General features: G+C 30.6%; 12 protein-coding genes. All 12 read right to left on the bottom strand.

The window, feature by feature from the left end; all coding sequences use genetic code 11:
* Positions 1-23 precede the first annotated feature (23 nt).
* Complete coding sequence (locus psyc5s11_RS01405) at positions 24-1442, bottom strand: methyl-accepting chemotaxis protein (protein WP_224035889.1); 1419 nt, start codon at positions 1440-1442, stop codon at positions 24-26.
* A gap of 305 nt (positions 1443-1747) precedes the next feature.
* Positions 1748-2749, bottom strand: coding sequence for a LacI family DNA-binding transcriptional regulator (locus psyc5s11_RS01400; protein ID WP_224035888.1), 1002 nt, complete (start codon positions 2747-2749; stop codon positions 1748-1750).
* Positions 2750-3008: 259 nt separating this feature from the next.
* The gene (gene malQ, locus psyc5s11_RS01395) at positions 3009-4505 is read right to left on the bottom strand and encodes a 4-alpha-glucanotransferase (protein ID WP_224035887.1); all 1497 of its coding nucleotides are present in this window, start codon (positions 4503-4505) and stop codon (positions 3009-3011) included.
* 159 nt (positions 4506-4664) lie between these two features.
* On the bottom strand, positions 4665-5564 hold the full coding sequence (locus psyc5s11_RS01390) for a carbohydrate ABC transporter permease (RefSeq protein ID WP_224035886.1): 900 nt from the start codon (positions 5562-5564) through the stop codon (positions 4665-4667).
* Entirely contained in the window at positions 5564-6430 is an 867-nt protein-coding gene (locus psyc5s11_RS01385; RefSeq protein ID WP_224035885.1) for a carbohydrate ABC transporter permease, read from the bottom strand. The genes psyc5s11_RS01390 and psyc5s11_RS01385 overlap by 1 nt, the downstream gene beginning before the upstream one ends.
* Positions 6431-6537: 107 nt before the next feature.
* Positions 6538-7845, bottom strand: coding sequence for an ABC transporter substrate-binding protein (locus psyc5s11_RS01380; RefSeq protein ID WP_224035884.1), 1308 nt, complete (start codon positions 7843-7845; stop codon positions 6538-6540).
* Positions 7846-8360: 515 nt separating this feature from the next.
* The gene (locus tag psyc5s11_RS01375) at positions 8361-8615 is read right to left on the bottom strand and encodes a GIY-YIG nuclease family protein (RefSeq protein WP_224035883.1); all 255 of its coding nucleotides are present in this window, start codon (positions 8613-8615) and stop codon (positions 8361-8363) included.
* A gap of 134 nt (positions 8616-8749) precedes the next feature.
* The gene (ilvC, locus tag psyc5s11_RS01370; RefSeq protein ID WP_224035882.1) at positions 8750-9754 is read right to left on the bottom strand and encodes a ketol-acid reductoisomerase; all 1005 of its coding nucleotides are present in this window, start codon (positions 9752-9754) and stop codon (positions 8750-8752) included.
* Positions 9755-9767: 13 nt separating this feature from the next.
* Entirely contained in the window at positions 9768-11441 is a 1674-nt protein-coding gene (ilvB, locus tag psyc5s11_RS01365; protein WP_224035881.1) for a biosynthetic-type acetolactate synthase large subunit, read from the bottom strand.
* Between the two features lie 173 nt (positions 11442-11614).
* Complete coding sequence (gene leuB / locus psyc5s11_RS01360; protein WP_224035880.1) at positions 11615-12697, bottom strand: 3-isopropylmalate dehydrogenase; 1083 nt, start codon at positions 12695-12697, stop codon at positions 11615-11617.
* Positions 12698-12831: 134 nt separating this feature from the next.
* Positions 12832-13320, bottom strand: a complete 489-nt coding sequence (gene leuD / locus psyc5s11_RS01355; protein WP_224035879.1) for a 3-isopropylmalate dehydratase small subunit — start codon at positions 13318-13320, stop codon at positions 12832-12834.
* A gap of 12 nt (positions 13321-13332) precedes the next feature.
* Positions 13333-14592 carry a 3-isopropylmalate dehydratase large subunit gene (gene leuC, locus psyc5s11_RS01350; RefSeq protein WP_224035878.1) on the bottom strand — a complete coding sequence of 420 codons (1260 nt, stop codon included), beginning with the start codon at positions 14590-14592 and terminating at the stop codon, positions 13333-13335.
* Positions 14593-14601 lie beyond the last annotated feature (9 nt).

The raw sequence follows: 14601 nt of genomic DNA, 5'->3' as shown, positions 1-14601 counted from the left end.
CTATAATTACATTCCAATTTTCACTAAATCTTATATACATTAATAACATCTTTAAGTTCTTCTGCAAGTGAAGTTTGTTCTCTAATTGCTTCAACAATAGTTTGAACTTGACTTGTAACTTCTTCTACACTTGTTTGTATATCTTGGGATTTACTTGAAGTTTCAACTGCATTTGAGCTCACACTATTAATACCTTCAGTTATTTGAATTATGACATTCTCAATAATCTTACTTCTACTTTGAATCTCTTCTGACATATTAGTAATTAACTTAGAATCATTTTCATAACTTGTTGCAGTTTGAATTAGAAGTTCATAATCACCATCAACATCTTTCTCTATAAAAGTCAATAACTCTTTACTATGTCCACTTAAATTATCAAATGCTCCATCTACTTCACTAATAACTTTTTTTATTTGATCAACAGTATCTTTACTTTGTTCTGCCAACTTCCTCACTTCATCAGCAACTACAGCAAATCCTTTACCTTGATCTCCAGCTCTAGCTGCCTCTATTGCTGCATTTAATGCTAATAAATTAGTTTGTTCTGAAACTCCAGATATTACATCTGCCATGATTTTAATGTCTTTTACTACTTTTCCTTGTTCAATTGCATTATTGATATTATCAATTTTTTCTGTGTAAATTCTTCTTGCATTTTTTGCTGCTGTTTGTCCCTTTTCTTTAACTTTAATAGCTTTATTTCTTATAGTTTCCGCTGATTTAATATCGGTTTGTGCTTTCTCATTTAAATTTGATACAGTAGATCTTATTTCTAAGGTTGAAGCATTAACTTCTTGTGATACTGCACTTAACTGTTCAACCTCACTTGATATAACTTCGGTAGCAGAGTTAACATCTATGATCCTACTGCTAATTGATTTAACTATTTCATTAAGATCTGCACTTGATTTTATTAATAGTTTTGAATATGTATATATATTACCTACCATTGCTCTATTGGCATTCATCGCATTATTTAAACTATCTACAACATCCCCTATTTCCTTATCATATTTTTTCCCCTCAAGCTTGGCAGTTAAATCCCCTTCTCTTAGTGAATGTGCAAGCTTGCTTAAATCCTTTAATGGATTAAGTATTCCTCTAATTATAACTACTGCTAAAACTAAGGTAATTATAAATCCGATAATTGAAACTACAATGGCTATACTTGTAAATTTACTTACTGAAGTTTCAAGTGCTGTAATAGATGCTCTCATATTTTGTTTAGTCATTGTTTGAACTGCTGCATTATTAATTATATCTTGCGTTGTTCCGAGTTCGATTATAACATTCTTCATTTGGTTTACGCAAACGCTTGCAATTGTGAGCATAAAACTCAGCACTATCATATAACTTATTATTATCTTCTTTTTAAGACTAGTACCCATTTTCTTGTTCTTATCTTTTTTTGCTGCACTTTTTTCTCTTGTTATCTTCATTATAAATCTCCTTCACCTTATTAATTTGCTATATTAATGATAATAAACTTCTTATTTTTTGTTATAATTCTGTTAAACGTTAACATAACTATAACTCACTCGTTCTTTAATTTCCATAATTAATTAAGATAATTTCCAATTGAAAAAGAGTTCTTTTAAACCTAAAGTATTTTTCAATTTTAAAAGAATCCCTTTATTTATCTTAAATTTTCAATACTATAACTTGTAAATCTATATATCAAACATTTATAAATGCACCGGCTTGCAATTTCACAAATAATTCAAATCATAATTTTATATTTGTTCTATTTAAATGATTCTCGTTTTATAAGTTTAGAGTCAATAATGTAATGATTTATTAATATTTCATTGTGTTCTAATGAATCTATTAAAATTTTTGCAGCATAATATCCAAGTTCTTTCGCATTGATGTCAACTGATGACAGTGGAGGATTTTGAAATTCAGCTAATGGGCTGTTGTTAAATCCTACAACTTCTATGTTTTTAATATTTCTTTGCTTAAGCACTTTAAGTACACCAAAAGCTAATATATCATCTTCTACTATTATGGCTGTTGGATCACTATTGTCTAATAATTTAATAGCTCCATTCATACCTTCCTGTTCGCCAAATTCACTTGTCATTATAACATTTTTATCTTGTACTAAAATACCATTAATTTCACACGCAACTTTGTATCCCTTTAATCTATCTTTTGATACATTCCACTCATTCTTTGCACCTAAAAAAGCAATATCTTTATGCCCCTTTTTTATGAACTCATTTACTAAATTATAAGTTGCTTGAAAATTATCGTTATCTACCCAAAGCATATCTTCAGATTCTTCCGGTCTTCCTATTACTACAAATGGAAATCCCCACTTTTTAAGATCTTTAATACTTTTATCGTCAGACCTTGCACGTAACAAACATACTCCATCAACTAAATTACTAGTTATAAAATTATTTATATAATCTGATTCACTTTTCTCATCTTCACTAAATGCATACATAAGATAATACTTTTTACTTTGAGCATAACCACTCATACCTTTCATAGCTTGTATAAAGAAAGGATTTGTTATTAAATCTTGTGATTCATTGGGCAGAACTACTCCTATAATTCTACTTTTACTATTTGCTAAACTTCTCGCTATTGCATTAGGCTTGTATTTAAGTTTATTGATCACTTCTCTAACCTGTTCCTTTGTCCTTTCACTTATTTGAGGACTATCCGATATAACTCTAGAAACAGTTGATGTAGAAACATTTGCTTCTTTTGCAACTTCTTTAATTGTAACTTTCATGATTTCCTCCTACCCATAGATTTATAATTATCTTTCCAAATTCTTAAAAGATAAATTCATCTAACTTTTTATAAGGATTGATTAAATCTATTGTTAACATGTTTGTTTTTATATTCTCAAATTACTAATAATTCTAATACTATCATATTTAAACTTGCGTTACAAACAGTATGTTGCATATTAAATTCTTTTAAGAAAAGCACAGAAAAATATATCTTTTTCTGTGCTTTACCATTATTATATTTTATTGTCTATCCCTTTAATCTTCTTCACTACATCTTCCATAAATTTTAGTTGTTTTATAAATTTTTTCGGCTAACTTCTCAGTGAATGCATCTTCTTTTACTCTCCAACGCCAATTCTTTCCGAGTGTAGATGGCATATTAATTCTTGCTTCATTTCCCAAATTCAAGAAATCTTGCATTTGTGCTATGGAAATATCAGCAATGCTACTCCATACGCCTCTGATAACGCCCCAATTATACCCTTCTTCTTTAGTCAAGCTTAAATATTCTATTGCTTTTTCAACCTGTTCTTTCGGAGCAGTTGTCTCCATCCATCCTCTAACAGTATCATTGTCATGAGTACCTGTGTAAACTATAAAATTTTTCTCATAATTATGAGGCAAAAATGGATTAGAACTATCTGTATCAAATCCAAATGTTAATATTTTCATACCTGGAAAACCTGTATCATCTCTAAGCTTTATAGTTTCTTCAGTTAATGTTCCTAAGTCTTCTGCAATTATATTTACATCTCCAAGTTCATCTTTGATTGCATTAAATACTTTTATTCCAGGACCTTTAACCCATTCACCATTTTCAGCAGTATCTTCGCCATAAGGAATCGACCAATATGACTCAAAGCCTTTAAAATGATCTATTCTAAGGACATCATATAAATTAAGACTTTGTCTTATACGATCAACCCACCATTTGTAATCTGTTTTCTCCATGTAGTTCCAATCATAAATTGGATTTCCCCATAGTTGACCTGTAGATGAAAATATATCTGGTGGACATCCCGCAACTTCTAGTGGCTTTAATGTCTTTTTATGAAGTAAAAATGCTTCCGGATTTCCCCATACATCAGCACTATCTTCTGCTACATATATAGGCATATCACCTATTATTTCAATACCTAAATCATTCACATATGATTTTAATGCGTTCCATTGTTTATAAAATTCATATTGTAAAAAGTTCCAGTAACTTATTTCCTCTCTTAATTCTATCTCATATCTACTCATAGCTTCTTTTTCTCTTAATCGTATATCTTCATCCCAAGTTTGCCAGCCTTTTAGGTCAAAATGACTTTTTAATGCCATATATAATGAGTAATCATCAAGCCAATATGCTTCCTTCTCTTGAAATTCTTTTAAATCTTCATTTTTTTTCAATTTAAAATTTTCATATGCTTTTCTTAGTATTTTTAATTTTTCTTTAAATATTAATCCATAATCTATATCTTCTGAATTTTTTCCGAAATTTATTGAATTATAATCTTCTTCTTTCAATAATCCGTCTTTTCTTAAAATATCAAAATCTATAAAATTAGGATTTCCAGCAAAAGCTGAAAAAGATTGATATGGTGAATCACCAAAACTTGTAGGTCCTAGCGGCAGTATTTGCCAATACTTTTGACCAGCTTTTTTCATAAAATCACCAAAATCATAAGCTTCTTTACCAAATGTTCCTATTCCATATTTTCCTGGCAAAGAAGCAATGTGCATGATAATACCACTACCTCTATTCATATCTTCCTCCCATTTTTTCCTTTTGTATTAAATTTACTATATAATATTATTTATTCATACTTTACATTAGGCAATCGCTTGCATAATGGATTATGTTTAAATTTTTACCTATGTATAAATTACATATATCATAGTTAAAAATTTAAATTATGCAATAAATTATTTTATAGAACCTTGAACAATACCTGAAATTATATGTTTTTGAACAAAGAAATAGAATATAATTATTGGAATTATTGACATAACCAATGCTGCCATTGCAAGTTCCCATTGTTTTGAAAATGCTCCAAAGAAATTATTCATAGCTAATGGTATGGTTCTCGTATTTTTATCTAATGTTAAGAAAGGTAATAAGAAGTCATTCCATATCCATATGCTATTTAATACAGCTACTGTAACAGTAGTAGGTTTTAGCAATGGCAAGACTACCTTTGTATAGGTTTGCCATTTACTACATCCATCAATAGTTGCAGCTTCTTCAACTTCTTTAGGTATACCTTTAATAAATCCATGATATAAGAATATGCTCATACTTACACCAAATCCTATATACATAAATATAAGTCCATAATGTGTTCCTATCATTTTAAATGGTCCAAGTTGAATTTTAGCCATCCACTTTACAAGTGGTATCATTACGGCTTGGAATGGTACAATCATTCCTGCTGTAAATACATAAAATAATATTTTACTTTTTTTTGTCTGATCCCTTACTAATAACCAAGCGGCCATTGAAGAGAATAGAAGTAATAATATTACACTCGCAACAGTTATTATCATAGAATTAGCAAAAGAACTTATCAAGTCCATTTTATTAGCAGCGTCTATATAGTTTTGATAATTCCATATATTTGGTAGTCCTGTGGTATTAGCAAAAATTTCTCTTCTTGTTTTAAATGAGTTTATAAACATCAAATAAAATGGTGCCATATATAGTATTAGTAATAGCCATGCAAAAACTTCTAATATTTTTAGTTTACTAGTATAACTATCCATTGTTTTTAGTTTTTTACCTGATCTACTTTGTGCTACATTGTTAATACTTTTATTTGTTTCCATTATGCTTCTACCTCCTTCTTCTTATTAAAGTAAACTTGAATTAAAGAAACAGCAGTTACAAGTATAAAGAATATAATTGCTTTTGCTTGTCCTATTCCCATATTATTTACTACAAATGCTTCTTTATAGATATTTAAAGCTAACATTTCTGTTGTTTTTGCTGGTGTTAATGAGAAGTTTAAATCGAATAACTTAAATGAGTTTGCTAAAGTTAAGAACATACAAATTGTCATTCCTTGTCTTACCATAGGTATTGTTATATGTCTAAATGTATGCCATCCATTAGCTCCATCAATATGAGCTGCTTCTATTAAATCAGCTGGAACAGTTTCAAGAGCTGCCACATATATAACCATTATATAACCTGCATATTGCCATGTTGAAACAATTAACATTGCAAACATTGCTGTAGTTGGTTCTTGTAATAGTGATGTTGCAAGCATTTTACTGCCTAAATTTTGTCCTATTCCTGTGAATACTGAATTGAACATAAATTGCCATATAAATCCTAAGATTAATCCTCCAATTAAATTTGGCATAAAGAAACCTGTTCTTAAGAAATTACTAGTCTTTAACTTTCTTGTAACAGCATATGCTAACCCAAATCCTACTAGGTTAATAGTTATTACACTTGCAATTGTATATAAAATAGTTATTTTTAAAGAATATATAAATTGTACATCATCAAAAAGACTTATATAATTACTTATTCCTACAAAATCATATTGTGGATTAGCACCATTATAATTTGTGAATGTATAATATATACCAAGTATAAATGGTATAAATACAACTATTATTATCGCAAACAAAGCTGGTCCAACATAAACCCAAAAATTTTTATTGTCTGTTGATTTTTTACTCATACAGTTACTCCTTTCCTTGTGATACTTACTATATGTATTTTAAATTAATCTTATGTTTAAAATATTCATGAGGAAGTTTTACTTTCCTCATGAATTAATTCTAATTTCTATTTTTCTCTTTTTGCATCTTGAATTGATTGTAACATATCTTTCTTAGCTTGTGCTCCCATATCAGTAGTTAGGAATTTAGAGAAAATAGGTCCTATGTTATTCATTGAGAATCCATCTGGGAAATTAGTAAATGCCCATGGAAGAGTCTTCCCAGCTTTATTATATTCGGATATTGATTTATTCAAGTCATTATCGCTTTCAGCTTTAAAGTTTGTGAATGCAGGAATCATATTCATATCTTTAACTAATGATTCTTGACCAGCTGTACTAGTAACCATCCAATCTAAGAATTCTTTAGCTTCTTTATTAACTTTAGAATCTTTATTAACTACCCAGTACATTGGAACTCCTACTGGAATAGATCCACTTACTTTTGCATCATTATTGATAGCTAATGGGACAAATCCCATATTAAATTTAGCATCTGGATTTTCTAATTTCTTTAAATCTCCAGCAACCCAGTTACCTTGTTGAATAAATGCTGTTTTTCCAAGTGCGAAGTTACCAACTTGACTACTATAATCTATAGTATCTAATGTTTTTCCGCCACTATATTTACACATTAATTCAACTAAGTTCATCCAGTCATTAAATTGCTTATTATTTACTACGTCTACTTTTTTATCAATATAATCTTTTACAAATTGTGCTGGATTATCTTGTGTTGCAAATGGTATATTGAATGTGTGATTACCAGTTACCCAAGTTTCTTTTGTTGTATAAGATAAGACATTGTCAAGTCCAAGTTCTGCTTTCTTGCTGTCTAATTTTTCAAAAGCAGCTTTTAGCTTATCAAATGTATCTATAGATTTAGGATCAATTCCAGCCTTATCTAAGATTGCTTTATTATATATTAATCCATATCCTTCTGTTGCTGCAGGCATACCATATACTTTTTTATCTATAGTTACTGTATCCAGTGTACCTTTAACAGCTTTATCTACCCAACCTTGATCGCTTAAATCATCAATTTTATGTTTCCAAACTCCATAGTCTCCAGCGCCTTGAATCATAAATACATCTGGTTCAGCATCAGCACCTTTTGCGAATTCAGCTTTTAACGATGCACCATAGTCAGCGCCTCCACCAACTGATTGAATGTCAACTTTAACGCCCTTTTCTTCTTCATACTTTTTAGCGAGTGCTTGAAGTTGATCATTAATTTCAACTTTTAGCTGAAATATTTTAACTGTCTTCCCAGTTGCACTTCCTGATCCAGTACTTGAAGTTGTTCCACATCCTACCATAGTTCCAACTAATAATGTAGTAGCTAAAATTGTTGATAATATTTTTTTTGTTTTCATATTCATACCCCTCCGTTAAAATTGATTTAATTTTTTAAGACGTTTTTTGAAAATTTCAAATATTATAATTTATAATATATATTTAATTTTTTAATTTTAAATATATTATTAACATTTACTTATATGCTGTATTAAATATTTTATACTTGAAATTTTGATAACAATTCATCTTTATAGCATTCGTGAAAACTTAATTGCAACACAATTCATATTGCAAACCATTCCTCGCAACCGTTTGCGAAAAACTATAAAAAAATTTGGTTTTTATAGTTTTTTTGTTTCTATTTAGACTTCATGTTAACCTTTTCTCAATCGCATTTCTTTGATATTTTTAGTATATCAAACAAAAAAAACTTTTACAAGTAATATTTTGTTCTATTTTTTGCCATATTTGATGGTTTATCTTATATTTATTCGTATTTGCTCCAATATGGACACTTTTATAAAACCGTTTGCAATAAGTTTTATTAATTATGCATGTTTAAAATTTTATTGCACTAGTATTAGTTTACTGATTATTTATTCTTTTGCACCTCACTAATTAATGTTATCTTTGCCTTTCTTGTTAATTTTTTTATTTCATATTCTCTTTTCATTGCATCTTTTTTATCTTCAAATTCTTCATAATGCATCAATTTTACAGGTCCTCTTCCTTTTGTATATTTTGCCCCTAACCCATTTGAATGCATAGCAATTCTTTTTTCTAAATTATTAGTCCATCCTGTATAGAATGTCCCATCTGAACATTCCACAATATATATATAGTTCATTCCTTACCTCACTTTAACATTATTTCATCCTTTAAAAACTTCTCTGCAATAAATTATACATCAAAAAGAAGAAGACGAGAATTTAAATATAAACTCTCGCCCTCTTTTTAAATTGTAGCTATTATTCCTAAATACTAGTCTACTTTAGCTGTATCGATCCAGCTCATCATTCCTCTTAATTCCTTACCAACTTTTTCAATTGGATGCTCTGCTTCCATTCTTCTAGTTGCATTGAAGTTTGGTCTTCCAACTTGGTTTTCTAATAACCAGTTCTTTGCAAAAGTACCATCTTGAATTTCAGCAAGAACTTTTTTCATTTCTTTCTTAGTTTCATCTGTGATAATTCTCTTACCAACTTGGTAATCTCCATATTCAGCAGTATCTGATACTGAATATCTCATTAAGCCTAATCCACCTTGATAGAATAAATCAACGATTAATTTCATTTCATGCATACATTCAAAATAAGCATTTTCTGGAGCATATCCAGCTTCTACTAAAGTTTCAAAACCAGCTTTGATAAGTTCTGCACATCCACCACAAAGTACTGCTTGTTCTCCGAATAAATCTGTTTCTGTTTCATCTTTAAAAGTAGTTTCAAGAACACCAGCTCTTGCTCCACCAATTCCATTTGCATATGCTAAAGCATAGTCTTTTGCTTTTCCTGATGCATCTTGATGTACAGCTATTAAGCAAGGTACTCCAGCGCCTTCAGTATATGTTCTTCTTACTAAATGTCCTGGTCCCTTTGGTGCAACCATAAATACATCAACGAATGCAGGTGGTACTATTTGTACATAATGAATATTAAATCCATGAGCAAATACTAATGAATTTCCTTCTTCTAAGTTTGGAGCAATTTCTTCATTATAGATTTTCCCTTGTTTTTCATCTGGTAATAAAATCATGATAAAATCAGCTGCTTTTGATGCTTCTGCAACAGTTGCAACTTTTAATCCAGCTGCTTCAGCTTTAGCCCATGATTTACTTCCATTGTATAAACCAACAGTAACATCTATTCCACTTTCATGAAGATTTAATGCATGTGCATGACCTTGGCTACCATAACCTATTATAGCAACCTTCTTTCCTTTTAATAAATTTAAATCTGTGTCCTTTTCATAATACATTTTTGGCATTTTCAATGACCTCCTAATTATTATTGATATCTTCTTCACTTATTATTTGATTAATGGGTGCACCAGGTGCAACCATAGGAAAAACTTTTTTATCACTATTTACTAAATAATCTATAAGAACTGGACCGTCTGAATCCAGAGCTTTTCGTAAAACATCATCAATTTCATCTTCTTTAGTTATTCTAAATGCTTTAGCTCCAAAAGCCTCCGCAAGTTTAACATAATCTGTTGGTCTGTCTAAAGTTGTTTCAGAATACCTTTCTTCATAGAAGAAAGTTTGCCATTGTCTAACCATTCCTAAACAATTGTTGTTCATAACTACTTGTATTAATGGAAGTTTATTTTTAACTGCAGTAACTAATTCATTGCAATTCATTCCAAAACTACCATCTCCAGCAATGTTAAATACTCTCTTACCTGGCATACCAATTTGAGCTCCAATTGCAGCTCCAAGTCCATATCCCATTGTTCCAAGACCACCTGAAGTTATGAAAGTTCTTGGATCTTTAAATTTAAAATATTGAGCTGCCCACATTTGATGTTGACCAACTTCAGTTGATATTATAAAACTTCCATCATTTAATTCATTTAGTTTATCAAAGAGTAATTCTGGAGTTATTTCACAATTTGATGGTATCTTTTTGTCTTCTTTTAATTTGTTTATTGCGCTCAGCCATTCTTGATTTTTCTTTTCTTCAATTAATGGTAGTAGTTTATCTAATGCTACCTTTAAATCTCCTACAATGCAAGTATCAACTTTAACATTTTTATTTATTTCTGCTGGATCAACATCTATTTGTAATATCTTTGCATTCTTAATATGATTTTGATTACTTATAACTCTATCACTAAATCTAGCTCCAAGTGTTATTAATAAATCACATTTAGTTGCAGCTATATTAGATGCCTTTGTTCCATGCATTCCTATCATACCAGTATATAATTCATGGTCATTAGGAAATTCTGCCATACACATAAGTGATGTTGATACAGGTGCACTTATCTTTTCTGCAAAACTTATTAATTCTGATGTTGCTTCAGATATACCCACACCACCACCTGCAAAGATAAATGGTTTTTTACTTTGATTTATTAGGTCTACTGCTTCTTGTAATGCTATATCTGTAATATATTCTGACTTCCTAACTACTTCTTTAGGAATTAACTTTGTATACTTAGTTTTATTTGCAGTAATATCTTTAGGAATATCTATCAATACTGGACCTGGTCTACCTTCCTCTGCTATGTAAAAGGCTTCTCTAATTATATTTTGAAGATCCTTAACATCTCTTACAATATAATTATGTTTTGTTATAGGCATTGTAATTCCAGTTATGTCAACTTCTTGGAAACTATCTTTTCCAAGCAATGGTTGAGCCACGTTTCCTGTAATGGCTACCATAGGAATTGAATCCATGTACGCAGTAGCAATTCCCGTTACTAGATTAGTTGCTCCTGGCCCTGAAGTTGCAAGACAAACCCCAACTTTACCAGTTGCTCTTGCATATCCATCAGCTGCATGAGCTGCACCTTGTTCATGACAAGTTAATACATGGTGAATTTGATCCTTATATTTATATAATTCATCATATATATTTAAAACTGCCCCACCTGGATATCCAAATATAGTCTCTACCCCTTCATCAAGTAATGACTTTATTAAGATTTCAGCCCCCGTTAATAACATTTTATTCACTCCTTTGCTTATAAAATGATTTTCACAATTAACAATTTACATATGACAATTGACAATTAGGGATAAAAAGTTCTCTGAACTTTTTATAAAAATATACTAATTTAAAATCATACAGTGATTTATTCCTTAATTGTCCATTGTTAATTGTAAACTGTCAATTGAAACTATTTTGCTGCTTTTAATTTTTCACGAACTAAACTTCCCATTTCAACTGTTCCAACTTTTTTCTTACCTTCAGCCATTATATCCCCAGTTCTATATCCATCTTCAAGTACTGCAAGAACTGCATTTTCAATTAATTTAGCTTCTTCTTCTAGATTAAAACTATATCTAAGCATCATTGCAGATGAAAGAATAGTTGCCAAAGGATTAGCAATTCCTTGTCCTGCTATATCAGGAGCACTTCCATGGATTGGTTCATACATTCCTAGAGTTCCATCTCCAAGTGATGCTGATGGTAACATTCCAATTGACCCTGTAACCATACTAGCTTCATCTGATAAGATATCACCAAATATATTTGAAGTTACAATTACATCAAATTGGTTTGGATCTTTAACTAATTGCATTGCAGTGTTATCAACATATAAATGATTTACTTCAACTTCTGGATAATCCTTAGCCATTTCATTAACTATACTTCTCCAAAGTCTTGAGCTTTCTAATATGTTAGCTTTATCAACACTTGTAAGCTTCTTGTTTCTCTTCATTGCTGTTTCAAATCCGATTTTAACAATTCTAGTTATTTCAGTTTCGTTATATCTTTCAGTATCATAAGCACTCTTTACCCCATCAATAACTTCTATTCCTCTTTCACCAAAATAAATACCACCAGTTAATTCTCTTACTATACAAATATCTATTCCATCTTTAACAATACTGTCTTTAAGTGGTGATTCATTTTTTAATGGTGCATATAAAATTGCTGGTCTTAAATTGCAATAAAGATTTAATGCTCCTCTGAGTCCTAATAATGCTTGTTCTGGTCTTATTTTTGCAGTAGGATCATCCCATTTAGGACCACCGACAGCTCCAAGTAAAACTGCATCATTTTTTCTACATGCTTCTAATGTTGCTTCTGGAAGTGGTGTTCCTTCTTTATCTATAGCACATCCACCTGCTAATACATATTCATATTCAAATCTATGTCCAAACTTCTCCCCAATAACTTTTAAAACCTTTATTGTTTCTTCTACAACTTCTGGTCCTATTCCGTCTCCTGGTATTACAGCTATATTACATTTCATTATAAAAATCCCCCTGTTTATCTTTATTTAACTCTTATTGCTTATTTATCTAACGTGCCTTTACTTATTATTATCTCTTTCTTGATTAATTATATCAAGAAAAAATCTAATGTAATTTGCTTATTTGTTGTTTTCTACTTTTTATTTCCTATATATCCAATTAACCCATCACTATCTATGATTTTTTGCATAAATTCTGGGAATGCTTCTCCTTGATACTCTTGATTCTTAGTTAAATTCTTTATAAGACCTGTTGAAAAATTAACTTCCAATTCATCTCCTGCATCAATATTCTTTATAGCTTCATCACATTCTAAAATTGGCAATCCAATATTAATTGAATTTCTGTAGAATATTCTTGCAAAAGTTGATGCTATAACACAACTAATTCCAGCTGTCTTAATTGCAAGTGGTGCATGTTCTCTTGAAGAACCACACCCAAAGTTTTTATTTGCAACAATTATATCTCCATCTTTTACATTCTTTACAAAATCTAAATCTATATCCTCCATACAATGTGCAGCAAGTTCTTTAGCATCTGATGTGTTTAAATATCTTGCTGGGATTATTACGTCTGTATCTACATTATCGCCATATTTGAATACTTTACCTTTTACGCTCATTACTAATACCTCCTAGACTAATTCTGGGTCAGTTATTTTTCCAGTTAACGCAGATGCCGCTGCAACAGCTGGACTTGCAAGATATACTTCTGATTCCACATGTCCCATTCTTCCTACAAAATTTCTGTTTGTTGTTGATAATGCTTTTTCATCTTTTGCTAAAATCCCCATATGTCCACCTAAACATGGTCCACAAGTTGGTGTTGAGAATACTGCTCCAGCTTCAACTAAATCCTTAATTATTCCTTCTTCTAAGGCTTGTAAATATATCTTTTGAGTTCCCGGAATGACTATGCATCTAAGACCTTTCTTAACTTTCTTTCCTTTAATAATATCTCTAGCTATTCTTAAATCTGTAATTCTACCATTTGTGCATGATCCAATTACTACTTGATCAAGCACTACGTCACCTACATTGTCAATTGTCCTTGTATTGTCTGGTAAATGTGGGAATGAAACTGTTGGTCTTAGTGTACTTAAGTCAATTTCAAATACTTCGTCATATTCTGCATCTTCATCAGCTTCATATACAGTCCATTCTCTAGTTGCATGATCTTTTAAATATTCAACAGTTTTATCATCAACCGGGAAAATTCCATTCTTTCCACCAGCTTCTATTGCCATATTTGCCATTGTAAATCTATCATCAATTGAAAGATAATCAAGTCCATCACCTACAAATTCCATTGATTTGTATAATGCTCCATCAACACCAATCATTCCAATTATGTGTAATATTATATCTTTTCCACTTACCCATTTAGCAGGTTTATTCTTAAGCACAAACTTCAAGGCTGATGGCACTTTAAACCAGCATTGTCCTGTAGCCATACCAGCTGCCATATCAGTTGATCCAATTCCTGTTGAAAAGGCTCCAAGAGCTCCGTATGTACAGGTATGTGAGTCAGCTCCTATAACAACATCACCAGCAACAACTAATCCTTTTTCAGGAAGTAAGCAATGTTCTATTCCCATTTCTCCAACTTCAAAAAAGTTTTCTATTTCCATCTTTTGAGCAAATTCTCTAATATACTTAACTTGTTCTGCTGAATTTATATCCTTATTAGGAGTAAAGTGATCTGGAACTATTGCAATTTGGCTTTTGCTAAATACCTTATCTGTTCCAAATTTCTTAAATTCATTTACAGCTACTGGAGTTGTAATATCATTTCCTAAAACTAAGTCAAGATTTGCCTCGATTAATTGTCCAGCCTTTACAGTTTCTAATCCTGCATGTGCTGCTAATATTTTTTGTGTCATTGTCATTCCCATGTCTTAATC

The sequence above is a fragment of the Clostridium gelidum genome (genome assembly GCF_019977655.1).
Taxonomy (GTDB): Bacteria; Bacillota; Clostridia; order Clostridiales; family Clostridiaceae; genus Clostridium; species Clostridium gelidum.
Note: the sequence above shows the minus strand (reverse complement) of the source record. Positions and strands in the feature narration are given on the sequence as shown.

Bases quoted from the DNA above. Each gene is read 5' to 3' on its own strand.
- ilvB (WP_224035881.1), bottom strand. From the start codon at position 11,441: ATGTTATTAACGGGGGCTGAAATCTTAATAAAGTCATTACTTGATGAA.
- psyc5s11_RS01380 (WP_224035884.1), bottom strand. From the start codon at position 7,845: ATGAAAACAAAAAAAATATTATCAACAATTTTAGCTACTACATTATTA.
- psyc5s11_RS01385 (WP_224035885.1), bottom strand. From the start codon at position 6,430: ATGAGTAAAAAATCAACAGACAATAAAAATTTTTGGGTTTATGTTGGA.
- ilvC (WP_224035882.1), bottom strand. From the start codon at position 9,754: ATGCCAAAAATGTATTATGAAAAGGACACAGATTTAAATTTATTAAAA.
- psyc5s11_RS01405 (WP_224035889.1), bottom strand. From the start codon at position 1,442: ATGAAGATAACAAGAGAAAAAAGTGCAGCAAAAAAAGATAAGAACAAG.
- leuD (WP_224035879.1), bottom strand. From the start codon at position 13,320: ATGAGCGTAAAAGGTAAAGTATTCAAATATGGCGATAATGTAGATACA.
- leuC (WP_224035878.1), bottom strand. From the start codon at position 14,592: ATGGGAATGACAATGACACAAAAAATATTAGCAGCACATGCAGGATTA.
- psyc5s11_RS01400 (WP_224035888.1), bottom strand. From the start codon at position 2,749: ATGAAAGTTACAATTAAAGAAGTTGCAAAAGAAGCAAATGTTTCTACA.
- psyc5s11_RS01375 (WP_224035883.1), bottom strand. From the start codon at position 8,615: ATGAACTATATATATATTGTGGAATGTTCAGATGGGACATTCTATACA.
- malQ (WP_224035887.1), bottom strand. From the start codon at position 4,505: ATGAATAGAGGTAGTGGTATTATCATGCACATTGCTTCTTTGCCAGGA.
- psyc5s11_RS01390 (WP_224035886.1), bottom strand. From the start codon at position 5,564: ATGGAAACAAATAAAAGTATTAACAATGTAGCACAAAGTAGATCAGGT.
- leuB (WP_224035880.1), bottom strand. From the start codon at position 12,697: ATGAAATGTAATATAGCTGTAATACCAGGAGACGGAATAGGACCAGAA.